The organism is Flavobacterium sp. UBA5153, from assembly GCA_002413745.1.
Lineage (GTDB): Bacteria > Bacteroidota > Bacteroidia > Flavobacteriales > Flavobacteriaceae > Flavobacterium.
Genome location: DHXP01000003.1, coordinates 37,825 through 64,062, shown reverse-complemented (window position 1 = coordinate 64,062; position 26,238 = coordinate 37,825). Strand labels below are relative to the sequence as shown.

Here is a 26,238-nt window from a genome sequence, read left to right as displayed (position 1 = left end):
TTGCAATCTTTTTTTTTTTTAAAGAAAAAAAAGAAAAGGATTTCCGCTGCTATCGGGGCTAAAAACCACGTTATTTAAATGCCATTATTCAAAACCATAAACTTCAATTCATCAACAAAAATCCTCGTTTGGGAAATAACCGAAACTTTCGAGGATTTGTTCGGCCAAGTGGTGCTCAACGACATTAACAGGAATAGGCTTAATACCATGAAATCCGAATTGCATCAACGTGGGTTTCTCAGTATTCGGAAATTGTTGCAGGAAGCCGGTTACAATGATTTCGATTTATATTATGATGAATCGGGTAAACCACATCTCAAAGACGGGAAATTTATTTCTATCACGCATTCCTTTAATTTTTCTGCGATAATAATCAGTGAACAAAAAGTGGGAATCGATATCGAAATGCAAAGAGAAAAGATAATTCGAATTGCCGATAAATTTGTTAACGAAAAAGAATTGAGTCGGCTAAAAAGCTTTGATAATCTGGATTATATCAAAAAACTAACCGTAAAATGGGGAGTCAAAGAATCAATTTTCAAAATACGAAACGAAAAAGGAATCAGTTTTAAAGACCATATTCAAGTAAACATATTTGAAATCGAAGACAAAAAAACAACCGCAATTCTTGAAATGGAAAATGTGAAACACAAATTTTCAATACATTTCGAAGAAATAGAAGAATACATTTTGGTTTACGCCTTTGAGAAATAATATTAATTAAAAAAAACCGCGTCTGTCACCTCGAGCGCAGTCGAGAGGCGTGTGCCAAAAATGACAAACATCTACAAACACATCTTAAAATCAAAAGTAGAAAACTATAAACTTCTCGCTATTCTTCTCGATCCCGACAAAATAGTTTGGGAAGATCTGGATAACCTGATTTCAAAAATCAATCAATCACCGGCAACTCACATTTTCATTGGCGGAAGCCTTGTAGAAACTAATATTTTAGATGAATTAATTTTGGAAATAAAACAAAATTGCGATTTGCCAATTGTTCTTTTCCCCGGAAATCCATCCCAAATTTCAGATAAAGCCGATGCGATTTTATTTCTTTCCCTAATCTCAGGACGAAACCCCGATTATTTAATAGAACATCAGGTGAAAGCAGCGCCAATTCTTAGAAAAACAAATCTTGAAATCATTTCAACAGGATATATGCTCATAGAAAGCGGCACTGAAACTGCGGTAGAACGAATAAGCAAAACACCCCCTTTGGACAGAAATAATCTCGACTTGGCATTGGCAACTGCACAAGCCGGCGAAATGTTGGGCAATAAATTGATTTATCTCGAAGCCGGAAGTGGTGCGAAACAAGCCGTTCCGTTAGAAATGATTCGATTGGTTGCTGAAAATATCAAGATTCCATTAATTGTTGGTGGCGGAATTGTAGATTTGCAAGGAATTCAAAAAGCCTACGATTCTGGTGCCGATTTGGTAGTCATAGGAACCGCTTTTGAAAATGATATTGATTTTTTTAATCAGAATATGTAAAGACGTTGCATTGCAATGTCTCTGCCGTAAATCGTAAATCTCAAATGATAGAATTTTTCCTGAATGCTTATAAAGATGTTTCGACAATCCAAATTATATTAGAATTTTCCGCTTTTGTTTTCGGAATTTTGAGCGTTTGGTTTGCCAAAAAAGAAAATATTTGGGTATATCCTACAGGTTTGATTGCCACAATAATTACGACCTATTTACTTTATATTGCCGGCTATCTTGGAGATATGATGATTAACGGATATTTTACCATAATGAGTATTTATGGTTGGTACAATTGGGCACGAAAAGGCAATGAAACGGATAATCTTATAATCACAAGAACCAACAATAGAGAAAAAATAATAGGAATCGTATTGTTTTTTGTTACAATTTTTGTAGTTTTCGGTATATATAATTTCTTTGATTACGAAATAAAAAAAGACAATTATGTCGATATCTTTGCTTCGGGAATATTTTTCACGGGAATGTGGTATATGGCCAAGAAAAAAATTGAAAATTGGACGCTTTGGATTTTTGGCGATTTAATTATTACCCCATTATATGCCTATCGCGGACTGGGAATGTTGTCATTACAGTATTTAATTTTTACAATTTTAGCTATTTCGGCTTATTTAGAATGGAAGAAAATCTTAAACAGCTCCCAAACGCCGGGGCAATAGAAATCATAAAAATTGCCCTTTTTGGTCCGGAATCTACCGGGAAAACCACATTGGCAAAGCAACTCGCCGAACATTTCAAAACGGCTTGGGTTCCTGAATTTGCTCGCGATTATCTTCAGGAAAAATGGGAAAAAACGGGACAAATTTGCGATGTAGACGATATGCTACCTATTGCTTATGGTCAAACCAAGCTGGAAAATGACTCTCTTTCGATCGCCAATAAACACCTTTTTTGCGACACCAATTTATTGGTAACCAAAGTATTTTCCGAAGCGTATTACAATTTTTGTGACCCTCTATTGGACGAAGCAGCCCGTGAACATAAATACGATTTGTTTTTTCTGACCGATATTGATGTTCCTTGGGAAAAAGATGATTTGAGAGACAAAGCCGAAGGCAGAGAATCGGTTTTTGCGGTTTTTAAACAGGCATTAATCGATAACAACAAACCCTTTATTACGCTTTCCGGAGATGAAAATTTACGATTAAACAAAGCGATTGCTATTATTAATGATTTGGCGGTATCCAAAAAAATGGAATTTTCTTCACTTGATTTTGCGCAGATTTATGAACACGGAATTTCATTGGAAAATATCCAAAAACAATTAAATTTTTTTAAAAATGGAATTTCCAAGACTATTTTGGTAGAACCGGCAACGGTACCTAACGGAATTTTGAAACTATCAGAAAACGACTTTCATCTAAAAGCTGATTTTTTTGATGCCAACAAATCACATTTAAAGTTAAAAAAATTCGTTCCAGCTTCAGGAGCTGCCAGCAGAATGTTTAAGTTTTTGAGTACGTTTTTGAGCGAATTTGATGTTGAACACGAAAGCATCAATGCCTACATCAATAGGAAAAAAGATAGTGAACTATCAATATTTATTGTTGGTTTGGAAAAATTTCCTTTTTTCGAGGAGATTGACAAAAAACTGAAGGAAGTATTCCCAAATTTTAATTCATTGGAAAGGGATTATAAAAACTACTATTTCATAAAATTTCTTTTGTCATCCGATTATTTTGATTTTGCCAATAAACCCAAAGGGATTCTTCCATTTCATAAATATAGCGACCATATTGCAACTGCCGTTGAGGAACATTTATATGAATGTGCCTATTATTCGAGTTCAAACGGGAATTCTCATTTGCATTTTACTGTTTCTGAAGAGCATCAAAATCAATTTGAAAATATCATAAATGGGGTAAAAAATAAGGTTGAAAAAGAATCTGGAACTATCATAAGCATAAGTTATTCGTATCAAAATAAAGCCACAGATGCCATTGCTGTCGATTTGGCAAATAAACCGTTTAGGGATGAAAAAGAAAAATTAGTTTTCAGACCAGGAGGACACGGTGCACTGATTGAAAATCTAAATAATCTGGATGCCGACATTATTTTCATAAAAAATATTGACAATGTAATTCAAAATAATATCGAAAAAATAGCATTGTACAAAAAAGCATTGGCAGGGATTTTGATTGAATTACAACAACAAGTTTTCAAGCATTTGAATGAAATTGAAAAAACAAAGGAAGATGATATGGAGGAAATCATCACTTTCGTCAAAAATAAATTGAATATGGAAGTAATTGCCGATTTTTCGAAATACAGTTTACAGGATAAAATCAGCTACTTAAAAAATATTCTAGATCGACCGATTCGAATTTGCGGAATGGTGAAAAATGAAAGCGAAACCGGCGGTGGGCCATTTTGGATTCGCGATTCAAAAGGGAATACTTCATTGCAAATTGTAGAAACCTCGCAAATAGATTTGCAAAATCCGAATCAAGCCGATATTCTAAACAAAGCCACTCATTTCAATCCCGTAGATTTGGTTTGTGGGATACGAAACTATAAAAACGAAAAATTCGACTTGACTCATTTTATTGATCATAATAGTGGTTTTATCGTTGAAAAAAATAAAAATGGGCAGCCTTTAAAAGGGTATGAATTGCCGGGTTTATGGAATGGTGCAATGGCAAAATGGATCACTGTTTTTGTTGAAGTGCCATTGTTTACCTTTAATCCCGTAAAAAACGTAAATGATTTATTGAAACCCGCACATCAACCACAATAACTTTGGACACAGCAAAAATAATATCCGAATTACAGTTTAAGGCCGTTCGAAGCAGTGGCGCAGGCGGTCAAAATGTGAACAAGGTTTCCTCGAAAGTGGTTTTGTCTTTTGATGTGAAAAATTCCCAAGCATTGTCAGAAGAGGAAAAAGTGAGGCTGGAAACGAAACTGTCTTCGCGATTGACATCGGAACAAATTCTGATTTTAAACTGTGATGAAGACAGAAGTCAACTTAAAAATAAAGCGATTGTAACCAAGCGTTTTTTAGACATAATTACCGCCGGACTCGTGGTTCCAAAAATAAGGAAAGCCACAAAAATCCCAAAATCAGTCATCAGAAAGCGAATTAAAGACAAAAAGAATTTGTCTGAAATCAAGAAATCCCGCAGAAAACCTGATTTTTAGTTTTGCAAAAACCTTTAGATTTTAGACTTGGAACTTTAAACAAAAAAAGTACCTTTGTCACGTCTCAAAGGGGTGCTCTTAATAGCGAGCTGAGATTATACCCAATGAACCTGAGCGAGTAATGTTGCTAAGGGAAATGGATAATAAGATGATATGCACGTCATCTGAAAAGTCTGAACCAATCATTTTTTAATTTAACAAAAGAATAATTCCCCCTTTTATTCGTAAAACTATTTACGGATGAACACTATTTTTTCTAGCCACACCCGAGCGACAGCGAACGGACGAAGTAAAGGCACAAAGACTCAAAGATTTAATTTTTTTAGTCTATTTTCTTTTCTCTTTTTTCTTTTCTCTTTTTCTGTTTATTCTCAAGTCAAAGACACGACCAAAGTTAATCAACTCGATGAAGTTTTGGTTTCGGCGGTTCGTGTAACTACAAAAACGCCCGTTAGCTTCAGTAATTTAGACAAAAAAGAAATCAAGTTCCGAAACTTGGGACAGGATATTCCCATTTTGATGAACTATTTGCCGTCAGTTGTCACCACTTCCGATGCCGGAAATGGAGTAGGCTACACCGGAATTCGCGTTCGCGGAAGCGATGCCACTCGGGTAAATGTTACCATTAACGGTATTCCGTACAACGACTCGGAAAGTAGCGGAACTTATTTTGTCGATATGCCTGATTTTGCTTCTTCAGTCGAAAGTTTGCAGTTGCAGCGCGGTGTGGGAACTTCCACAAACGGGGCGGGAGCTTTTGGCGCAAGCCTAAATATGCTTACCGATAGTTATTCTAAAGTGAGCAATGGTGAAATTTCTAATTCTTTCGGGAGTTTTAATACCCAAAAACACACGGTAAAATTCAGCACGGGTTTGATGAATGACCATTTTGAAATCGCGGGTCGTTTGTCTGCTTTAAAATCTGATGGGTATGTAGACAGAGCCAGTTCTGATATGAAATCCTATTTTCTTCAAGGAACTTACGTGGGTAAAACCACATTAATCAAAGCCTTGGCTTTTGGAGGAAAAGAAAAAACGTATCAATCTTGGTATGGTGTAGATTCCGAAACATTGGCAGCCGACAGAACTTTTAATTTTGCGGGAATGTATACCGACCTAAACGGCAACACACAATTTTATGACAATGAAACCGATAATTATCAGCAGGACAATTATCAATTACATTGGAACGAAAAAGTGTCCAAAACTTGGAATACTAATTTGGCTTTTCATTACACAAAAGGCAAAGGATATTATGAAGAATACCTGAATAATCAAGCTTTTTCAGATTATGGAATGCTCAACGTAGGCATCGAAACTACTACCGATTTAATTCGCCAAAAATGGTTGGACAATGATTTTTACGGAACCACATTTTCGGCCAATTATAAGGACGAAAAACTGGATATGATTTTTGGTGGAGGTTATAATAAATACGAAGGTACGCATTTTGGCGAAGTAATTTGGGCGCGTTTTGCATCTCAAAGTGAATTGGGAGACCACTACTACGATAATTTTGCAACTAAAACCGACGGAAATGTTTTTGCAAAAGCCAATTATCAAATCAGTACGAAAATCAGTTTGTTTGGAGATTTGCAGCTTCGAAATGTGCATTATAAAGCCGATAGTCCAGAAACAGGTTTGGTAAATGATAATTTTAATTTTTTCAATCCAAAGGCAGGTTTGAATTATAATATGAATGAGAATAACATCTTGTATCTTTCCTATGCAAGAGCCAATCGGGAACCGAATAGAACCGACTATGAAAGCGGAAATGTCAAACCAGAAAAATTAAATGACTTTGAATTGGGCTGGAGATATGTTGCCGAGAAAGTAAAATTCAATTCCAATATTTATTATATGGCCTACAAAGACCAGTTGATTTTAACTGGAAATTTGGATGATGTGGGAAATCCAATTCGTTCCAATAGCGATAAAAGTTACCGTTTAGGATTGGAAGTTGATGCCACGATTGCATTATCAGAAAAGTTTATTATTAGGCCTAATTTTACCTTGAGTAGCAATAAAAATAGTGATTTGGCCGTTGCTGGTCAGAATTATGGAACGACAACCATTGCGTATTCACCTTCGATTATTGCAGGAAATATTTTGGTATACAAACCGATTGAAAGTTTACAAATTTCACTCTTGCAAAAATTCGTTGGGGAACAATATTTGAATAATATTGAATTGCCGGCCGCAAAATTGGCCAGTTATTTCGTGAATGATTTGAATGTCGCATATGAAATTAAGCCAAAATCGATTTTTAAATCAATTATTGTAACAGGATTAGTCAATAATATTTTGGATAAAAAATATATTTCAAATGGCTATATGTGGGATGTTTATCCTTATTATTATCCACAGGCAGGAATCAATTTTTTGGCAGGATTGACCTTGAAGTTTTAGATTTTATAACTCCGAAAGTTTCAAAACCTTTCGGAGTTTTTTATTTCTTTTCTTCACAGGTATTGGATGCAATCCAAAACAAAATGGTGAAAGCACCCGCCACAAAAGGGAAAATTCCATAAAGTGTATCAGAATTGGAATGAGAATTTCGATCAATTGCAACAAATACATTCACGCAAAATGCCAGAGTAAACTGGTACAGCAAAATTCCAATAAACGATGTTGGAATGAAGATTATACCTGATTTTCTAAACCAAATTGCTTTCATCTTTTTAAAGATTAATTATACACTCTGAGTACATTTCCGTTGACTTCAACCCGATATTGTTTCAAAGGATATTGCAAACCACCTTGACCTGTAAACAAGCTATATTCCTTGCTGTCACAAGGGCAAACAACATTAATGCCTTTTATAGTCATCGTTGAACAAGCGCCCAAAGCTTGATTAGGACAAGCAGCATCAAACGCATTATAACCGCTTCCTGTATTGAAAATAAAAAGACCTCGAACGCCCTGACTAGGATAATAAACTGCATTACTTGGATATTGAAGATTAGAATAGGATGGTAAATTCATATTGACATCTATGGTAAATGTGTAATTGGGCAAATAGGGATTATTGTTGTTAAAATTATTGGTGCTACAGCCAAAAAACAAAGGAATAGCAATCAATAGTAGAAAATACTTTTTCATTATTTGAAATATATTAAAAGAATTGTTGAAACAAATTTAATTTATTTAACTTTGAATTATATATGATTGGCATTAAATTGTGAATTAAAAATTAAAAACAATATCTTTGTGGAAAGAAATCCCGTCCTGATGGGATTTTTTCTATTTTATATAAATGATGAAGTTATGACGAAAGTATCTTATTATACAGCTGAAGGATTAAAAAAATTAAGAGAAGAATTAGATTATTTAAAAAGTGTGATGCGTCCAAAAGCGTCCGCTGATATAGCAGAAGCAAGGGATAAAGGCGATTTATCCGAGAATGCCGAGTACGATGCTGCCAAAGAAGCACAAGGAATGCTGGAAATGAGGATTGCCAAACTGGAAGATGTGCATTCTAACGCTAGATTAATTGACGAAACACAACTTGATGTTTCTAAAGTATTGGTTTTATCGAATGTAAAAATCAAGAACCAAGCCAACGGTATGGAAATGAAATATACGCTGGTAGCCGAAAGCGAAGCCGATTTAAAAACAGGAAAAATCTCAGTAACTTCACCTATTGGCAAGGGATTACTTGGTAAAAAAGTAGGGGATGTTGCCGAAATTACTGTGCCAAATGGTGTTTTGAAATTTGAAATTTTGGAAATCAGTAGAGATTAAGGCCATTGTTTAACTGTCTATCCTCTTTTAATCTTTTATCTATTATCTAAAATTATGAGTTCTATTTTCACAAAAATCATAAAAGGAGAAATTCCTTGCTATAAAATAGCCGAGGACAATAATTTCTTGGCTTTTTTGGATGTAAACCCAAATGCTAAAGGACACACTTTGTGCGTTCCAAAACAGGAAATCGACAAGATTTTTGACATTGAAGACGACCTATATCTTGGACTGATGCAGTTTTCCAAGAAAATTGCCATTGCACTCGAAAAAACGGTTACTTGTAAAAGAATAGGAATGGCAGTCATTGGTCTTGAAGTGCCTCATGCACACGTTCATTTGATTCCTTTAAACGAAATGGACGAAATGCGTTTTCAGAAGAAAGTCTCCATGACCAAAGAAGAATTCGAAACTTTGGCCAAAAGCATTCAAGCCAATTTATAATTTTTTTTTAAAATAAAACAAATTGGAATGGTTTTCGTTTAGAAATGAAATGGGTGAAAACCATTCCATTTTAATGTATGATTTCCTATATAAAATGAAAAACACTTTCTTAACTTTTACTTTACTTTTTTCCATTTTAAGTTTTGGTCAAGCCAATATTGGATTCGCTTTAATGGATAAAAAAATGGCAGCTATTCCGCAGAATTCAACCATTTCTACTGATGCTATTGCCAATTATATAAATTCTAATTTTAAAACGGAAAACGACAAAATTCGTGCTGTTTTTTATTGGACAGCATCAAACATTAGTTATGATGTAAAGAATATGTTTGCCGTAAATTTAAATCAAACCACCCAAGAAAAAATTGTAAATACATTAAAAACAAAGAAGGGCGTATGTATTCATTATGCCGAGGTTTTTAATGAAATTTCAAATAAAGTTGGAATAAAATCCTATATTATTGAGGGTTATACGAAGCAAAACGGAAAAATAGCTGCCTTATCGCATGCTTGGTGTGCCGCTAAAATTGATAGTAAGTGGTATTTATTCGACCCCACCTGGGGTTCGGGATCTATAAATAATGGCGTGTTTGTCAAGAAAATAAATGATTATTATTTTAAAACCGAACCCAGTAAAATAATATCTTCACATATGCCATTTGATTATTTGTGGCAATTTTTAAATTATCCCATAACCAATCAGGAGTTTTATAACGGAAAAACCCAAACCGATAAAACAAAAAAACAGTTTGATTTTGAAAGTGAAATTTTAAAATACGAGAAATTATCCGAAATGGATAAGTTAATTGGCTCAGCCGAAAGAATAGAAAAAAATGGAGTTAAAAATGTCATGATTTTTGACAGACTTTCACATAAAAAAAGTGAGATTGAATACTACAAGCAGATTAAAGAAAATGACGATTTTAATCATATAGTAAATTTATATAATGAGGGAATAAGAGAATTAAATGAATACATAAATTTTCGGAATAAGCAATTCAAACCCAATGTGCCTGATGAAGAATTGAAAAGAATGATAGATGATCCCAAGAGTAAATTGCTTGACAGCCTTGAATTATTAAACAATTTGGGAAAAGTAGATAAAGGTAATTTATCAAATGTAAATTCTATTAGAAAAGGACTGATGGAAACCATACGGCAAGTAGAGGAGCACGAATCATTTGTAAGAGAATATTTAAGCAAATCAAAAATTAGCAGAAAATCAATGTTTACCAAAGTTTCTTGGTTTGGGATTCCGTTAAACTAATTTACTTTTCTTAAAACTGACCTGCATCGTTGTTCCTTTTCCAATTTCGGAATTCAGCACTTTTATGGTTCCTTTGTGGTATTCTTCCACAATTCTTTTTGTCAGTGAAAGGCCTAAACCCCAGCCGCGTTTTTTGGTTGTAAATCCAGGTTCAAACACGGTTTTGAATTGTTTTTTTGGAATTCCATATCCCGTATCCGAAACTTTTATTTTCACGGATCCTCCATCCTCTTCAATGGAGACGGCCAATTTTCCTCTTCCTTTCATCGCGTCAATGGCATTTTTCACCAAGTTTTCTATCGTCCAGCCGTGCAAAGTGGGATTGAGCAAAACCATAATAGGGGACTTCGGTGCTTTGAAAGAAAACTCGACTTGTTTTGAAAATCGGGATTGCAAATAGTCATACGATTGAAGCGTTTCTTCAATAATATCTTTGCTTTCCAGTTTTGGTTCTGAACCTATTTTCGAAAAGCGATCCGTAATGGTTTTCAAGCGTTCAATATCCCTTTCAATTTCGACGGTGATACTTTCGTCAACATTTTCGGATTTCAGGAGTTCGACCCAGCCTATTAATGACGAAAGGGGCGTGCCTATTTGGTGTGCCGTTTCCTTCGCCATTCCGGCCCAAAGTTTGTTTTGGATTGCCATTTTGGTGCTTCTGTAAAAATTATAAACCAGTCCGGCAAACAGAACAATAATGAGCAATAAAGCGACGGGATAATATTTAAGTTTATTCAGTAAAGCCGAATTCCCATAATATAATTTCTGAAATTTCCCCGGAACATATTCTATTACAATGGGCTCGTTTTCGTTTTTTAGATTGACCAAAAACGCCCTTGCTCTTCGTTTGTTTTTTACAATTTCCTCGTCAATATTGACCGTATTTATGATGCTGTCATTCTCGGTAAGCACGATGGGAATCGAAGTGTTGTTGCTGAAAATTTGTAGCGGTAGTTCCACATCGGTATTTTCTCCGGCATTTATGAGCGTTTTTTGTGCATTGGCCCAAAGGTTCATTTTCAAGCGCTCTTCATTTTTGAAAATTTGGAAAAAAGTGTAGGTGTTCCAAAGAATCAGTGAAATAATTAAAAAGGAAGCAAAAACGATAATCCAACGGCTTGTATTTCTTGTTTCAGAAAACTGCATAAATTTATTTTTGAGGCATAAATATAACGAAATATTGGAACTAAGATTGTGTTTATTTTTTGAATTTATTCAAAGGAATTTTAGGAGCTATTTCCTGCTGTCCGTTTCAATATTTTTTGAAGCTTCCAGCCTTTTAAAGGCTGGAAGCCTCAAAAAAGGATTTCCACTTCTCCCGATAGCTATCGGGACAGGGCTAGGGAAGTTGTTTTTATGACAAATTCTTTGCCAATATTCTACATTCTTATTGCTAATTTCCTATTTTTGTTTAAACGGAATTAGTATGATTAGTATTGAACCAAAAGACCTTTCGCCAGCAAAATTGCAAGACTATTTACAAGGAGCCGTTGCGCCGCGACCAATAGCATTTGCTAGCACTTTGGGCAAAAACGGAAAGCCGAATTTGTCCCCGTTCAGTTTCTTTAATCTCTTTAGTTTTAATCCGCCCATACTTGTTTTTTCGCCGGTGCAGCGAGTTAAAGACAATAGTTCGAAACACACTTTAATTAATTGTGAAGCCACTCGCGAAGTGGTAATTAACGTGGTAAATTTTGACATTGTGCAACAAATGTCGTTGTCAAGTACCGATTATCCTGAAGGAATAAACGAATTCCTGAAATCGGGGTTGACGCAAATACCGTCAGATATTGTAAAACCGTATCGCGTTGTCGAAAGTCCGGTACAGTTGGAATGCAAGGTTAATGAAATTATTCCTTTGGGGAATAATGGTGGCGCAGGGAATTTAATCATTTGTGAAGTGGTGAAAATCCATATCAATGAAAATATTCTTGATGAAAACGGGACTATTGACCCCGAAAAAATAGATTTGGTTTCTCGTTTGGGTGGTGATTGGTATTCGAGAGCCAAAATGGGATTATTCGAAGTCGAAAAACCTTTGCAGACTTTGGGAATAGGAGTAGATGTAATTCCCGATTTCATCAAGAAAAGCGAAGTTTTTGATGGGAATGATTTGGGGAAATTAGGCAACATCAATAGTTTGCCTACTAATGAAGAAATTGATATATTTGTAAAACAAAATTTTGCCGTGAAAGGGGTTTTAAGTTCTGATGATGTCAAAAAAATACATTTGAAGGCCAAAGATTACCTGAATGAAAATGATGCTATTTCCGCTTGGAAACTGCTTCTAGCCAAAGAAATTTAAACATAAATTCAACAATAAAAATAAATAAAAGAAGATGGAAGTTACAGGAAAAATCAAAATGATCGATCAAACCAAAGAGGTTGGATCAGCAGGTTTCAAAAAAAGAGATGTTGTTGTTACAACTGATGAACAATATCCACAAAGTATTTTGGTACAGTTTGTTCAAGATAAATGTGATTTGTTGAATAACTTCCAAGTTGGAGATGCCGTGAAAATCGACATTAATTTAAGAGGTAGAGAATGGATTAACCCACAAGGGGAGACCGTTTATTTCAATACCATCCAAGGTTGGAGAATTGCGAAAGTACAAGCAGAAGCTTCAGGTCAAGTACCGCCAATGCCGGCTGCAGCAGCATTTCCGCCAGCAACTAGCCTGAACGAAGACGAACCGGATGACTTGCCTTTCTAAAAATAAGTCAAAAAAAGCCTTGAAATTTTCAAGGCTTTTTTTTGGATTTTCACGAAATTAATTGAGTTTGACAATTGCTCCCATCCCAATCTGATTCCCAATTTGTGGGTAAACAAAAGCCGTTGTTTTTTTGTTCTTACCAAAAGTCATTGATTTGAATGGATTCCAATACGAAACAATAATTCCCGTTGCCATTCCTATTCCAGCACCGGCAAGAACATCGGAAGTGTAATGTTTGTTATTAGCAATTCGGAGCGCTCCTGTTGCTGTTGCAAACAAAAAACCGCTGCTGGCATACCATAAATTAGAATCTTTGAATTCATAAAATAAAAGGGCTGCATTGGTAAAAGCCGTTGCTGTATGACCAGAAGGAAAACTTAAATTATCCGAATGATCCGGTCTTTCTTCACCAACAGTGTTCTTCAAGGCAAAGACTACGGTTCCCATAATTGCATTGGCAATCACAATATTGATGGTTTGATGTTGAAAATCGTTTTTGGGTTTGAATCCCAAAGATTTTCCCAAATAAATTTGAGCAACGGGAACAAATTGAAGATAGTTATCGGCCGAAGTATGAAAACTATTGCCAAAAAAGTTTCTCGCGTTTACTTGTAAATCTTTATTGAGATTTGTGTTTAAAATCAAGGTTCCTGCGGTTATAAGGGCTACTGGAACTATGAATTTTTTATAGGAGATTTTGTCTTGATTTTTTATCGAAGAAATGCTGTCTTTTGATTGGGCATTTCCCAAGAAAACCAACGAAGAAAATAGAAGCGTTAAGAGTTTGGTTTTCATAGTATTTTTGATTTTTTTAAAATTTATAGGATTGAATTTTAAAATGTAAATTAGCTTCGCCAAATTTACAAGTAAACATTTATACTTTTGTTCGAAAACCATGTATTATTTATCCAAAGAATTATTTTTTCCTCCTGTTTCTCGAGCTAATTCCGAAGGGATTTTGGCTGTTGGCGGCGACTTGTCTCCAGAGCGTTTGCTGCTGGCTTACAAAAGCGGAATATTTCCTTGGTTTGAAGAAGATGATCCCATTTTATGGTGGTCGCCCAATCCCAGAATGGTACTGTTTCTCGACGAATTAGTTGTTTCAAAAAGTATGCGAAACATCATTAATCGAAACATCTTCAAGGTGACTTTTAACCAGAATTTCAGGGAAGTAATTTCGAATTGTCGAAAGATAAAACGCGAAGGTCAAAACGGCACCTGGATTACCAATGACATGATTGAAGCCTATTGTAAATTGCATGAGTCAGGAATTGCAAAATCGGTCGAGGTTTGGCAAAACGATGAATTAGTCGGAGGTTTATATGGCATCGATTTGGGTCACATTTTCTGTGGCGAAAGCATGTTTTCTAAGGTTTCGAATGCTTCAAAAGTAGCCTTTATTGCTTTGGCAAACCAATTAAAGGCAGCCAATTATAAATTACTGGACTGCCAGGTATATAACGAACATCTGGAAAGTTTGGGTTGCCGTGAAATTGACAGAGAGGAATTCATGAAGATTCTGAAAAGCAAATAGTTTTCAAAACTTCAACTTCGTAAAACTCCAATCTAAAGTATTAAAAAGCACTAATTCATTTTCTAGGGTTGGCAAATCCATAATCAGTTTCAAAGTTTCATGCGCCATCATGGTGCCAATAATCCCCGGAAGGGTACCCATAACTCCATTCATATTACAGTTGGGAACATCTTTTGGGTTCGGAGGTTCGGGAAATAAGTCACGGAGATTTTTATTTCCCCTGTGATTGAAAACCGCCATTTGTCCTTCAAATTTCAAGATACTGCCATAAATCAATGATTTTCCTAGTGCCACGCAAGTGTCGTTTACCAAATAACGCGTCTCAAAATTATCGCAACCGTCCACTATTACATCAAAATTTTGTATGATCTGGGCTGCGTTTTTAGCAGTTAATTTTTCTTCAAAAGCAATAAAGTCAACCAAAGGATTTAAAGTTTCCAATACTGATTTTGCCGTAGTGGCTTTGGCTTTGCCAACATGATTCTCGGTATATAAAATTTGGCGGTGCAGGTTGTGCAATTCTACTTTGTCAAAATCGACAATGCCTATGGTTCCTACTCCTGCCGTAGCTATATATTGCAAAACAGGACATCCCAGTCCGCCGGCTCCAACCACCAGAACCTTGGCTTTTTTGAGCTTGTCTTGTCCCGAATTGCCAATTTCTGGCAGCATCATCTGACGGTTATAACGTAAAAAATCTTGAATAATACTCATGTTTCTGCAATTTAAAATCGATAATCTACAACCGTGTAACTCCTGTCCCAATCTTTCCAAACGGGTTCGTAGCCTTTACTCGAAATTATTTTTGCAATCTCGGCAGCCGAACGGTCATCACTGATTTCAAATTGTTCCAATGATTGCGGGTCAACAACATAACCGCCAGGGTTAGTTTTAGAACCGGCACTCATACTCGTGACACCAATTGGAATAATATTATTTCGGAATTTCTCATTCTCCCGTGTCGAAATGGAAATCTCCAGGTCTTCATTCCACAGACGATAGGCGCAAATAAGTTGGGTCAAATCTTTATCGTCCATAATAAAGTTGGGTTCGATGATTCCCTCTGCGGGGCGTAATCGTGGGAAAGAAACGGAATATTTACTTTGCCAATAGGTTTTTTGCAAATAATCTAAATGTAGGGCATTGAAAAAACTATCGGTGCGCCAATCTTCCAATCCCAATAAAACACCCAAACCAATTTTGTGAATGCCTGCCGTTCCTATTCGATCCGGAGTTTCCAAGCGAAAATCAAAATTTGATTTTTTCCCTTTTGGATGATACTGTTTATAAACATCGCGATGATACGTTTCCTGATATACCATAACCGAATAAACGCCGGCCTCGTGCAATTGTTGGTATTCTTCGGTGGAAAGTGGTTGTACTTCTATCGAAATGGTGGCAAAATCTTTTTTTATTTGCTGGACTGCTTTTAAAAAATACTGAATGTTTACGATAAGGTGGGCTTCACCCGTTACCAACAAAACGTGATCAAAACCTGCTTTTTTTAAGACTTCGACTTCTAGCGTAATTTCGCTTTCGGTAAGCGTTTTTCGTTTGATTTTGTTGTCCAAACTAAAACCACAATAGGTGCAAATATTTTGGCATTCGTTACTCAAATACAGAGGAACATACATCTGGATGGTTTTGCCAAATCGTTTTTTGGTCAGTTCATGGCATAGTTGCGCCATGGGTTCCAAATAGGGTTGGGCTGCCGGTGAAATTAAGGCCAGAAAATCATCAAGAGTCCGTTTGCTTTTGGCTAACGCCCGTTCTACTTCGGCTGCGGTGGTTTGGTATATTTTGGTTTGAATGGTTTCCCAATCATAATTTTCAAAAACCGATTTAAATGTTTTCATTTTTTCATTTTTTTTGCCACAAAGACGCAAAACCATAAAGGTTTTTGCCATAAAAGTGTATAAAATTTTGTGAACTTTGTGCTTTTCTTAGTGTCTTCGTGGTTAAATTACTCATATAAAAAAGCCGTCAACGGACTCGATGCAATCGCATGGTTTACCCGATGTGCCAATCGAGCTTCATAGGCTTTTCGTCCTGCGATTACGGCCTCTTTGAAAGCTTCCGCCATCAATTTCGGATTTCCGGCTACGGCGATGGCGGTGTTTACCAAAACAGCATCTGCCCCGAGTTCCATCGCTTTTGCGGCATCAGATGGCGCGCCAATCCCCGCATCGATAATCACCGGAACTTTGCTTTGCTCGATAATAATTTCTAAAAAATCGATAGTTTTCAATCCCTTGTTGCTGCCAATTGGGGAACCCAAAGGCATTACTGCCGATGTTCCTGCATCTTCCAAACGTTTGCATAAAACGGGATCAGCATGAATGTAAGGCAAAACTATAAAACCCAGCTTGGCCAATGCTTCGGTTGCTTTCAAGGTTTCTATGGCATCGGGCATCAAATATTTTGGATCGGGATGAATTTCAAGTTTGAGCCAATTGGTCTCCAATGCTTCTCGAGCCAATTGTGCGGCAAAAATGGCTTCCTTGGCATTTCGTGCGCCAGAAGTATTGGGCAATAAATTAATTGACGGATGTTTTAGATGCGACAAAATCGCATCGGTTTCGGTTTCTAAATCGATGCGTTTTAGAGCTACCGTGACTAATTCGCTTCCCGAAGCTAAAATAGCTTCTTCCATTTGGAAGTTAGAACCAAATTTTCCCGTTCCTAGAAATAGTCGGGAGTGAAACGTTTTGTCTCCTATTTTAAATTCTGACATTTGTATATAATTTTTTGTTGAGTTGAGTGATAAGTTGGGTTGGATTTTTGCTTCGTGTAATCAAACCCGAAACAGCAATGCCGTGAATTCCTGTTTTCATAAGAGAGTCAACATCTTCCAATGTGATGCCTCCAATTGCGTAAACGGGGATTTCGATATTTTGAATTTTCATTTTTTCGATGATAGTTGCATAGCCTTCAATTCCTATAATTGGACTTAAATTTTGCTTGGTTTCCGTAAACTGAAATGGCCCCAGACCAATATAATTACAGTTTTCTGCCACAGCTTGGACAACATCTTCAAAAGTGTTTGCCGTAGCGCCAATGATTTTTGTTTCCCCTAAAATCAGGCGGGCTTCCTCAATTTTCATATCGCTCAAACCTAAATGCACGCCGTCTGCCGCGACTTGTTGTGCCAAAAGGACATTGTCATTAACTATGAAATTGGCGCGGTATTCATCGCATACTATTTTTACGGCTTCCGCCAAGGTGAAAACAGCAAGAGAATTGTTGCTTTTGAAACGCAGTTGTATCCAATTGCAACCATTGTCCAAAGCCTGGCGAATATTGTGCAACTGTTCATCTGCCGTATCTCCCTGAGAAATATATTGCAACTTTTTATACATAGTGATATCCGATTAATGTGGGGTTGGAATTGAAGTAACTTTCAATATAATTTTTGGCATTGGCGCAAGCCGTTTTCAGGTCTTGTCCCAAAGCGATATTGGCGGTAATGGATGATGACAGCACGCAACCCGAGCCGTGTTTTTCGTAACATTTAGTGTTTTTTGGCGCAAGCCTGAAAATTTCTTTCATGGTATATAAATAATCAACACCGATTTCTTCCGGATTATGACCTCCTTTAAGTAAAACGGCACAATATTTTGACAAGTCTTGGGCAATCGCGTCAGGAGTGTTTTTTATCGATGACAGTCGTGAAATTTCATTATAATTGGGCGTAATCAAATCGATGTTTTTCAAAACAGCAATCAAAACAGATTGATTTTCGATGTTCATAAAATCGAATTCGGTGGTCGATTTCAAAACGGTGTCCCAGACGATTTTGGTTTCTGGGGAAAGTTTTTTTATGGCGAAAACAATTTCCTTTAGATAATCTAGCGAAGGAACAATCCCGATTTTTACAACTTTGACAGTATAGTTTTTAAGCAATGTGTCCACTGACCGCAAAACAAAATTCAAATCAGTCCACTGTATTTCGTAAAACGCAGTTTCGGTTTGTATGGTGTTGCCCGTATTGATGGCAAAACCACAGACGCGATGTTGCTCGAATGTTTTCACATCCGCCAGAACACCTGCGCCTCCCGTTGGGTCAAAACCGGCTATTGTTAATACGAAAGGACGATTTGCTGACATTGTTTGAAATTTTCTATTGGTTTGTTGCTGTTCCAAATGGTGCCTAAAAGTGCCACGTCATCAAAACCGAATGTTAAAACTTGATGGATGTTTTCGGAAGAAATTCCTCCCAAGGCCACCAAACGTGTCGTGAAATTGCTTCTCTTTTTTATTTCGACTGGAATATCATATTTTGGCAAATAGTTTTCCTTGGAAATACTTGGAAAAACCGGACTCAAAAAAGCATATTCAAATACATTTTCCAGGGAATTAAAATCCTCCATTTTGTGAATTGAAGTTGATAAATGAAAGCTTTTTTCTTTCCAAAATTTTAATTTTTCTTCTGATGTTTCGTTTCGCATTTTTTCAGTAAAATGAATTCGGTTAATTCCGAAAGCTTCCGCCAACTGATGGTGCTGATGCAAAACCAAACGATTTTTATATTCCGATCCTATTTTCCGTAAAAACGCTTTCATTTCTTCTTCTGAAAAATCAGGTTTTCGAATATGAAGCAACTCCAATCCATTCTCAAAAAGAGAATGAATTGTGTTGGTTTCATAAGCCATCGGAATTGTGATTACTATCATATTAGTTTAGATAAAAGATGAGAGACGAATAGATAATAGACTGATAGATTTAGTTTAGTCTATCATCTCTTCTTCTATTATCTATGTTCTTTCTTCTATATTCTTTTAACTATAAATCTCTTTTCCTTGTTCTACAAATTCTTCCGACTTCTCTTTCATGCCTCTTTCGGCCTCGGCAACGTCGCGAATTTCTTGAGATATTTTCATCGAGCAGAATTTTGGCCCACACATCGAGCAAAAATGCGCGACTTTGGCTCCCTCTGCCGGTAGGGTTTCATCGTGGAATTCACGGGCGGTGTCTGGATCTAACGACAAGTTGAATTGGTCTTCCCAACGGAATTCAAAACGGGCTTTACTCAACGCATTGTCGCGGTATTGTGCACCTGGATGCCCTTTGGCCAAATCAGCGGCATGAGCCGAAATCTTATAAGTGATCACGCCATCTTTTACGTCTTTTTTATTGGGTAAACCTAAATGCTCTTTTGGGGTAACATAACACAGCATCGCACAGCCATACCAGCCAATCATTGCTGCCCCGATGGCAGAAGTAATATGGTCGTAACCGGGCGCGATGTCAGTTGTTAGTGGGCCTAAAGTATAAAAAGGAGCCTCAGAGCAGTGCTCCAATTGTTTGTCCATGTTTTCTTTAATCATGTGCATCGGTACGTGACCTGGTCCTTCAATAAAAACTTGAACATCATGTTTCCAAGCTATTTTTGTCAGTTCCCCTAGGGTTTCCAATTCGGCAAACTGAGCGGCATCATTGGCATCAGCGATAGAACCGGGACGTAATCCGTCTCCTAAAGAAAAGGCTACATCATATTGTTTCATGATTTCACAAATATCCTCGAAATGAGTGTACAGGAAGTTTTCTTTGTGGTGAAACAAACACCATTTTGCCATAATTGAACCGCCACGCGATACAATTCCGGTAACACGATCGGCAGTCAAATGGATGTAACGCAATAAAACGCCTGCGTGAATGGTAAAATAGGAAACGCCTTGTTCGGCTTGCTCGATTAAGGTGTCACGATACACTTCCCAAGTTAAATCTTCGGCAATGCCATTTACTTTTTCTAAAGCTTGGTAAATGGGTACTGTTCCAATAGGCACGGGAGAATTTCTAATAATCCATTCTCTGGTTTCATGGATGTTTTTACCCGTTGACAAATCCATTATGGTGTCAGCGCCCCAACGACACGCCCAAACTGCTTTTTCTACTTCTTCTTCGATAGTGGATGTTATCGCGCTGTTTCCGATGTTGGCATTGATTTTTACCAAGAAATTGCGGCCAACAATCATTGGCTCGCTTTCGGGATGGTTGATGTTATTTGGAATAATCGCGCGTCCGCAGGCGACTTCACTACATACAAATTCAGGCGTAATTTTAGATTTTGGCGTATTGGCTCCAAAACTGTTTCCGGCGTGTTGACATTGCATCGCCTTAGTTTGGTCATTCAGTTGTTCAATGCGCTGGTTTTCGCGAATGGCGATATATTCCATTTCGGGCGTGATGATGCCTTGTTTGGCATAATACAATTGAGATACATTCGCCCCTTTTTTGGCACGCATGGGTTGGTGTAAATATTCAAAACGCAATTCATTTAGGTTCTCGTCGTTCAGTCTTTTTTTTCCATAATCAGAGGAGATTTCTGTTAGAATTTCAACGTCATTTCTGTCTAAAATCCATTGTTCGCGCAGGCGAGGCAATCCTTTTCGGATGTCGATTTCGATATCTGGATCAGTAAAAGGGCCGGAAGTGTCATAGACGGCTATAGCTGGGTTTTTTTCTATTCTACCATTGGATAATTTAGTGTCTGCCAGTGAAATTTCTCGCATGGCTACTTTTATCGGGTAAATTTCTCCTTCCACATATATTTTTTTCGAATTTGGAAAAGGGGTTCTGGATATTTTTTCTTCGTTAGTCATTTTGTGTTGAATTGTTATTAGTTATGTATTTTTAATGTTTGTCGTTTAACGGAATCTTTGAAAACTTCGACTACAGAGCGAATATCATCCGCCTTGGGTGGCAGAGATAATCAAGATTTCGTCATTTTCGTTGAGAAGATGGGTATTCCAGTTAGGTTTTGGAATAACGGTATTGTTAATGGCCACGGCGATGCCGTTTTGTTTGTTGGGAATTTCCAAATCGAGTAGTGCCTGAACCGTTAGGCTTTCAGGAGCAAATTGTTTGGTTTGATTGTTGATTTTAAGTTCCATTCCTTTTTAGATTTAGTATGTAATACTACTTTAGGAATGGCTCAAACGTATGCGGATACAATGAAGTCATCTTACTTTTTCCTACGGCAGTATGAACTGCGTCAGGTTCAGAGGGTAAAATCTCAGCCTACGGTTTGTAGACACCCCTAAAGTGCAGAACAAAAGTAATTTATTATTTTATATGTTGGACCTAAATTTCCAAATTTTTTTTAATGGCAGTTTTTATTCTCCTCTATTTTGAAAACGAACCGCTGTAAACTATTCTTTTCTCCAGCAATCTTCCACGTGGTCATCTACCATTCCAGTGGCTTGCATGTGTGCATAAACTACCGTGGAACCCACAAATTTAAATCCGCGTTTTTTCAAATCCTTGCTAATAGCGTCAGAAAGTGGAGTTGTTGCTGGAACATCTTTTATCGTTTTTGGATTATTAGTGATTGGTTTCCCTTCTGTAAATTGCCAAATGTATTCACTGAAACTGCTAAATTCTTCCTGAACTTTCATAAATGCAATTGCATTCGAAACTGCTGATCGAACTTTCAATTGATTGCGAATAATTCCGGCATTTTGCAGCAATTCCTGAATTTTATCTTCTGAATATTCGGCTATTTTCGAATAGTCAAAGTCATTAAAAGCCAATCTGAAATTTTCTCTTTTTCGCAATATTGTTATCCAACTTAATCCTGCCTGAAAGGTTTCTAGAATTAAAAATTCAAATAACTTTTGGTCATCATAAACCGGAACGCCCCATTCTTCGTCATGGTATTTTTCATAAATATCGATTCCTGAACACCATTTGCATCTTGTTTTGCTTTCCATAAGATTAAGTTTTTATTTTCAAAGATAGAAGAATAGAGCAAATCTCCCTTAAAAACTACAGCCTTCGTTTTCAATAAAATTAAATAATTTAGAACAAAAACTTATTATATTTGAACTTATTAAAATCACATAAAAAAAGCCATATTATATCTCTTCATCCTAGTAATACTTTTGCAAAGCTGTAACAGCTATAAGACATTCGATTTTTAAATATCTCTAAATTCAGTGATGGAAAAATCCCTAATTCTAGGTTTAAACGAATTTTATATGTAGGCATTTATCAATAAAGTTGTTAATAACAAAATTCTTACATCAATTTCTAATTGCGTATTTTTAGAATCTCTAATAAAAGTGTTGCCAATGTCGTTATTCCAAGCTTCCGTGCTCAAAAAATATTTGAGCCAACAAGATTCAGACCAAGTGCTGAAAGCCTATAAAAAGTACAGCAAGTATTTTCACAATTTTACTATTCAGGAAAACATTCGCAACAGCAAAGAAGAACAATTTCAAGAGGGTTTTTTACGAGAACTTTTCGTTGACATATTGGGTTATACCCTAAATCCCGCACCAAAGTTTAACCTAACCACAGAACTCAAAAACCTAAAAGGAGCAAAAAAAACCGATGGTGCAATTCTAAAAGAAGGCAAAGCCATAGCTGTTATAGAACTCAAAGGAACCAATACCAAAGACCTCGAAAGCATTCGCCAACAAGCTTTTGATTACAAAGCAAATCACGAAAGTTGTACCTATATTATTACTTCAAACTTCGAAAAATTACGTTTTTATATCAACAATGCCGTGGATTTTGAAGAATTCAATTTGTTTACTTTGACTCAAAGCGAATTCGAACTCTTTTATCTCTGTTTGTCCAAAGACAATATCCTTGCTAATAAACCTTTGGCGATAAAAGAAGCTTCCGTTGTGGAAGAAGAAAATATAACCAAAAAATTCTATGCCGATTATTCGCTATTCAAACGAGAATTATACCGAGATTTGGTCAAACAAAACCGAAATAATGTAATGTTGTTGGAGTTAACCGAAAAAACTTCAAAACTTATCTTGTTTAAAAAGTCACAGAAACTTATTGACCGTTTTCTGTTCATTCTGTTTGCAGAAGACCGCGGATTGCTGGCTCCAAACTCCATCAATACCATTCTAAAAGAGTGGAAAGCCTTGGAAGATTTGGATATGATTGTACCTCTTTACGACCGCTACAAACAATATTTTAATTTTCTGGATATAGGTCGAAAAGGCACCGACAAAAAAGAGGAAATTTTTGCTTACAATGGTGGTTTGTTTCAACCCGATACCATTCTGGATGCCGTGATTATTGAAGATGAATTGCTGTATCGTCATACCAAAAAATTATCAACTTATGATTTCCAAAGCCAAGTTGATGTCAATATTTTAGGGCACATTTTTGAGCATTCACTAAACGAAATCGAAAGTGTCAATGCCGAAATTGAAGGAACCAATTTCGACAAGCAAAAAACCAAACGCAAGAAAGACGGGGTTTTCTATACACCGAAATACATTACCAAATACATAGTTGATAATACCATTGGTAAACTTTGTACCGAGAAAAAACAGGAACTGGGCATCCTTGACGAAGAATATGCCAAAGGCCGCAAGAACCGTCAAGCCACCACCATTATAAAACTGGACCAGCAACTCAAGGACTACCGCGAATGGCTCTTGGAACTCACCATTTGTGATCCGGCTTGTGGCTCGGGAGCTTTCCTGAACCAAGCCTTGGATTTCCTGATTAGGGAACACGCCTACCTTGACGAACTCAACAAACAGCTTTTTGGAGGTTTCTTTGTCTTTCCCGATATCGAAAACCAAATCCTAGAACACAACATCTATGGTGTTGACCTCAACGAGGAAAGTATCGAGATTGCAAAACTCTCTTTGTGGTTGCGTACTGCCCAACCCAAACGTAAACTCACCAGCCTGAACAACAATATCAAATGCGGCAACTCCCTCATAGAAAGCAAAGTCATTGCCGGCGACAAAGCTTTCGACTGGAAGGAACAATTTCCGGAAGTATTTGAAAAAGGAGGTTTTGATGTAATAATTGGGAATCCTCCTTATGTTTTTGCAAGAGATAATTTCCTTCAAGAGGAAAAAGATTTTTTTGTATCGAAATATGTTTCGGCAAAATATCAAATCAACACTTACTTGTTGTTCATTGAAAAATCAGTTCATCTTATAAAAGACAACGGAATTTATGGTTTGATTATTCCAAATTCTTGGCTAATGATGTATTCTGGCGAAGGATTGAGAAAGTTTTTGTTAGAAACTAATAAAATAAACCAAATAATCAATTTGGCTGGATTTTCTTTTGAAACAGCAAATGTTGAAACGGTAATTTTATTGTCCGAAAAAGAAAGTTCAAAAAAGGAAAATACTGTTGAAATATTGCTAAACAATGGAAATGAATTCTATTTATCTCATTCCAAAAAACAAATAGAATTTTCTAAAAATGAAGGATTCGAATTCAAAGTTTTTTTAGATGATGAAAGTGATGAATTGAATGAAAAAATCATTAAGAATTCAGAAATATTGGATAGTCTTGTGGATATTAAAGCAGGCTTACAAGCCTACGAAAAAGACAAGGGAGAACCTAAACAATCTGCTGAAGACGTTGTAAATAGACCTTATGATTATGATTATAAATTTGATGATAACACACATAAATATTTAGACGGAAAAGATGTCGGAAGGTATTTTACGAGTTGGTCTGGTTTGTATTTAAGATATGGAAAGCACCTTGCAGCACCAAGAACATTCAACTTGTTTGATGGTAAAAAAATTATAGTCAGAGAAATTACAGGGAATTACCCAAAATGTTTAATCGCAACATATAATGAGGGTGTTTATTTATACAATAGGAGTAATATCGCAATTGTTGAAAAAGCAAACTCAAACATTTCTTTAAAATATATTTTAGCGGTTTTGAATTGCAAATTGTTGTCTTATTACTTTGTGAAAAACACGGCAAAATCGGTTAGGAAATTATTTCCAAAAATAATTCTAAATGATTTGAGAAAGTTTCCAATCAAAAAAATAAATCCTGATTCTCAAATTCCATTTATTGAAAACGCCGATAAAATATTAACCTTAAATAAAGATTTGCAATCAGTAAATAGAAAATTCTCAAAGTACTTTTCAGGTCAATACAAACTTGAAAAACTCTCTAAAAAATTAGAAAACTGGAGAGAATTATCATTTGCTGATTTCATTACAGAACTTAATAAAGCCATTAAAACAGCGGGACAAACACCACTCACCAAAAAAGACGAGTTCGAATGGCTGGATCTATTTGAAGAAAACAAAACCAAAGCACAAACCCTAAAATCTCAAATAGAAACCACCGAAAAAGATATTGATACAATGGTGTATGAATTGTATGGTTTGAGTGAGGAAGAAATTAAGATTGTTGAGGAAAAATGATAAAAATTTTAAATTATAAATATATCATTTATCCAATTCTCATAATTCTTATGGGTGGATTTGTCTGTTATTGTTTTCCTCCTTTTGTTACTGATTATTTCAAAATTGAACATTATTCAAAAACATACGAGTTTTTTAATTTGATTATTAGTTCACTTGTTTCACTTATGGGGATTTACATTACAGTTTCTCTTGTTGCTTATGAATTTTTTAAACAAAAATCGGGAGTTGATTTTCATAAATCATTTTTGATAAATTCATTAAGCGCATATTATATCAGTTTTTCGGTACTAACAATAATTGTAGCATTTTTTTCAAGTATAATAATTCCTACCCAAAATCCGTCATCTAATGAAATTTCGATTGTTTATTTTAATATAATCCTTTTTGTTTCGATCATATTGTTTCTTATTCCAGTTGCGTTTAATCTGTTTTCATCTTTGAAACCTGAAAAATTAGCTTCCGAAGAAATTGACAAAATAGATTGCAAATCAATTTTTATAAACAATAATGGAATTACTGACATAGATAAATCGGTAGAAATTTTTGAAAATGACCATCTGATAAAAGTAACTAATATTGCTATTGCATTGATTAGTGTTTCTGAAAGTGTAAAAGCACAGTTAATTATCAGAAAAGTAACAGTTAAATTATCTAATCTCATTATTGATGAAAAAAATCAAAAAAACAAAGAATAAGTAGTAAAAACGATATAAT

The 26,238-nt window shown here is 36.0% G+C and carries 27 protein-coding genes and 1 riboswitch; of the genes, 14 read left to right on the top strand and 13 right to left on the bottom strand.

What is annotated here, in order from left to right:
- Positions 1-78 precede the first annotated feature (78 nt).
- From B2145_RS00660 to B2145_RS00635, 6 genes are all read left to right on the top strand, one after another.
- A complete protein-coding gene (locus B2145_RS00660) occupies positions 79-714 on the top strand; it encodes a 4'-phosphopantetheinyl transferase family protein (protein ID WP_291097086.1) in 636 nt (211 codons plus the stop codon).
- A gap of 60 nt (positions 715-774) precedes the next feature.
- Positions 775-1,497, top strand: coding sequence for a geranylgeranylglyceryl/heptaprenylglyceryl phosphate synthase (locus B2145_RS00655; RefSeq protein ID WP_291097084.1), 723 nt, complete (start codon positions 775-777; stop codon positions 1,495-1,497).
- Between the two features lie 44 nt (positions 1,498-1,541).
- Positions 1,542-2,168: a nicotinamide riboside transporter PnuC gene (gene pnuC, locus B2145_RS00650; protein ID WP_291097082.1), complete on the top strand. Its 627-nt coding sequence runs from the start codon at positions 1,542-1,544 to the stop codon at positions 2,166-2,168.
- Entirely contained in the window at positions 2,126-4,246 is a 2,121-nt protein-coding gene (locus tag B2145_RS00645; RefSeq protein ID WP_291097081.1) for a DUF4301 family protein, read from the top strand. The genes pnuC and B2145_RS00645 overlap by 43 nt, the downstream gene beginning before the upstream one ends.
- Before the next feature lie 2 nt (positions 4,247-4,248).
- Positions 4,249-4,650, top strand: a complete 402-nt coding sequence (gene arfB, locus B2145_RS00640) for an alternative ribosome rescue aminoacyl-tRNA hydrolase ArfB (protein WP_291097080.1) — start codon at positions 4,249-4,251, stop codon at positions 4,648-4,650.
- A 240-nt stretch (positions 4,651-4,890) separates the two neighbouring features.
- The gene (locus tag B2145_RS00635; protein WP_291097079.1) at positions 4,891-7,059 is read left to right on the top strand and encodes a TonB-dependent receptor; all 2,169 of its coding nucleotides are present in this window, start codon (positions 4,891-4,893) and stop codon (positions 7,057-7,059) included.
- A gap of 40 nt (positions 7,060-7,099) precedes the next feature.
- Here the strand turns inward: B2145_RS00635 and B2145_RS00630 are convergent, their stop codons facing one another.
- Both B2145_RS00630 and B2145_RS00625 read right to left on the bottom strand, forming a co-directional pair.
- Positions 7,100-7,327, bottom strand: coding sequence for a hypothetical protein (locus tag B2145_RS00630; RefSeq protein ID WP_291097078.1), 228 nt, complete (start codon positions 7,325-7,327; stop codon positions 7,100-7,102).
- A gap of 11 nt (positions 7,328-7,338) precedes the next feature.
- A complete protein-coding gene (locus tag B2145_RS00625) occupies positions 7,339-7,752 on the bottom strand; it encodes a Rieske (2Fe-2S) protein (RefSeq protein WP_291097077.1) in 414 nt (137 codons plus the stop codon).
- Between the two features lie 165 nt (positions 7,753-7,917).
- On the opposite strand from B2145_RS00625, the gene greA reads away from it, so the two are divergent.
- From greA to B2145_RS00610, 3 genes are all read left to right on the top strand, one after another.
- Positions 7,918-8,394, top strand: coding sequence for a transcription elongation factor GreA (gene greA, locus B2145_RS00620; RefSeq protein WP_291097257.1), 477 nt, complete (start codon positions 7,918-7,920; stop codon positions 8,392-8,394).
- A gap of 54 nt (positions 8,395-8,448) precedes the next feature.
- Positions 8,449-8,838, top strand: a complete 390-nt coding sequence (locus B2145_RS00615; protein WP_291097075.1) for an HIT family protein — start codon at positions 8,449-8,451, stop codon at positions 8,836-8,838.
- A gap of 94 nt (positions 8,839-8,932) precedes the next feature.
- Positions 8,933-10,105 carry a transglutaminase domain-containing protein gene (locus B2145_RS00610; RefSeq protein ID WP_291097073.1) on the top strand — a complete coding sequence of 391 codons (1,173 nt, stop codon included), beginning with the start codon at positions 8,933-8,935 and terminating at the stop codon, positions 10,103-10,105.
- Here the strand turns inward: B2145_RS00610 and B2145_RS00605 are convergent.
- Positions 10,097-11,251 (bottom strand): sensor histidine kinase, encoded by a 1,155-nt coding sequence (locus B2145_RS00605; protein WP_291097071.1) that lies wholly within the window; start codon positions 11,249-11,251, stop codon positions 10,097-10,099. The genes B2145_RS00610 and B2145_RS00605 overlap by 9 nt on opposite strands.
- Before the next feature lie 280 nt (positions 11,252-11,531).
- On the opposite strand from B2145_RS00605, the gene B2145_RS00600 reads away from it, so the two are divergent.
- Together B2145_RS00600 and B2145_RS00595 are read left to right on the top strand one after the other, a co-directional pair.
- A complete protein-coding gene (locus B2145_RS00600) occupies positions 11,532-12,410 on the top strand; it encodes a flavin reductase family protein (RefSeq protein ID WP_291097069.1) in 879 nt (292 codons plus the stop codon).
- Between the two features lie 34 nt (positions 12,411-12,444).
- Positions 12,445-12,819 carry a DUF3127 domain-containing protein gene (locus B2145_RS00595; protein ID WP_291097067.1) on the top strand — a complete coding sequence of 125 codons (375 nt, stop codon included), beginning with the start codon at positions 12,445-12,447 and terminating at the stop codon, positions 12,817-12,819.
- Between the two features lie 57 nt (positions 12,820-12,876).
- On the opposite strand, the gene B2145_RS00590 is transcribed toward B2145_RS00595, so the two are convergent.
- Positions 12,877-13,614 (bottom strand): phosphatase PAP2 family protein, encoded by a 738-nt coding sequence (locus B2145_RS00590; protein WP_291097065.1) that lies wholly within the window; start codon positions 13,612-13,614, stop codon positions 12,877-12,879.
- A gap of 100 nt (positions 13,615-13,714) precedes the next feature.
- Here B2145_RS00590 and aat point away from each other — a divergent pair, with 100 nt between their 5' ends.
- On the top strand, positions 13,715-14,353 hold the full coding sequence (gene aat, locus B2145_RS00585) for a leucyl/phenylalanyl-tRNA--protein transferase (RefSeq protein WP_291097063.1): 639 nt from the start codon (positions 13,715-13,717) through the stop codon (positions 14,351-14,353).
- Positions 14,354-14,356: 3 nt separating this feature from the next.
- Here the strand turns inward: aat and B2145_RS00580 are convergent, their stop codons facing one another.
- From B2145_RS00580 to B2145_RS00540, 9 genes are all read right to left on the bottom strand, one after another.
- Positions 14,357-15,067, bottom strand: a complete 711-nt coding sequence (locus B2145_RS00580; RefSeq protein ID WP_291097061.1) for a HesA/MoeB/ThiF family protein — start codon at positions 15,065-15,067, stop codon at positions 14,357-14,359.
- A gap of 11 nt (positions 15,068-15,078) precedes the next feature.
- A complete protein-coding gene (gene thiH, locus B2145_RS00575; RefSeq protein WP_291097059.1) occupies positions 15,079-16,209 on the bottom strand; it encodes a 2-iminoacetate synthase ThiH in 1,131 nt (376 codons plus the stop codon).
- A 107-nt stretch (positions 16,210-16,316) separates the two neighbouring features.
- A complete protein-coding gene (locus tag B2145_RS00570) occupies positions 16,317-17,087 on the bottom strand; it encodes a thiazole synthase (RefSeq protein WP_291097057.1) in 771 nt (256 codons plus the stop codon).
- Positions 17,074-17,712, bottom strand: a complete 639-nt coding sequence (locus B2145_RS00565; protein ID WP_291097055.1) for a thiamine phosphate synthase — start codon at positions 17,710-17,712, stop codon at positions 17,074-17,076. Before B2145_RS00565 ends, B2145_RS00570 begins: the two co-directional genes overlap by 14 nt.
- Entirely contained in the window at positions 17,705-18,460 is a 756-nt protein-coding gene (locus tag B2145_RS00560; RefSeq protein ID WP_291097053.1) for a hydroxymethylpyrimidine/phosphomethylpyrimidine kinase, read from the bottom strand. Before B2145_RS00560 ends, B2145_RS00565 begins: the two co-directional genes overlap by 8 nt.
- Positions 18,433-19,026 (bottom strand): thiamine phosphate synthase, encoded by a 594-nt coding sequence (locus B2145_RS00555; RefSeq protein ID WP_291097051.1) that lies wholly within the window; start codon positions 19,024-19,026, stop codon positions 18,433-18,435. Before B2145_RS00555 ends, B2145_RS00560 begins: the two co-directional genes overlap by 28 nt.
- A gap of 105 nt (positions 19,027-19,131) precedes the next feature.
- Positions 19,132-20,955 carry a phosphomethylpyrimidine synthase ThiC gene (gene thiC, locus B2145_RS00550; protein WP_291097049.1) on the bottom strand — a complete coding sequence of 608 codons (1,824 nt, stop codon included), beginning with the start codon at positions 20,953-20,955 and terminating at the stop codon, positions 19,132-19,134.
- A gap of 84 nt (positions 20,956-21,039) precedes the next feature.
- Positions 21,040-21,246: a sulfur carrier protein ThiS gene (thiS, locus tag B2145_RS00545; RefSeq protein ID WP_291097047.1), complete on the bottom strand. Its 207-nt coding sequence runs from the start codon at positions 21,244-21,246 to the stop codon at positions 21,040-21,042.
- A gap of 61 nt (positions 21,247-21,307) precedes the next feature.
- A riboswitch (TPP riboswitch) is annotated at positions 21,308-21,404 on the bottom strand.
- Between the two features lie 100 nt (positions 21,405-21,504).
- A complete protein-coding gene (locus tag B2145_RS00540) occupies positions 21,505-22,065 on the bottom strand; it encodes a DNA-3-methyladenine glycosylase I (protein ID WP_291097045.1) in 561 nt (186 codons plus the stop codon).
- Positions 22,066-22,425: 360 nt separating this feature from the next.
- Here B2145_RS00540 and B2145_RS00535 point away from each other — a divergent pair, with 360 nt between their 5' ends.
- Both B2145_RS00535 and B2145_RS00530 read left to right on the top strand, forming a co-directional pair.
- Positions 22,426-25,521: an Eco57I restriction-modification methylase domain-containing protein gene (locus tag B2145_RS00535; protein ID WP_291097043.1), complete on the top strand. Its 3,096-nt coding sequence runs from the start codon at positions 22,426-22,428 to the stop codon at positions 25,519-25,521.
- On the top strand, positions 25,518-26,219 hold the full coding sequence (locus B2145_RS00530) for a hypothetical protein (RefSeq protein ID WP_291097041.1): 702 nt from the start codon (positions 25,518-25,520) through the stop codon (positions 26,217-26,219). Before B2145_RS00535 ends, B2145_RS00530 begins: the two co-directional genes overlap by 4 nt.
- Positions 26,220-26,238 lie beyond the last annotated feature (19 nt).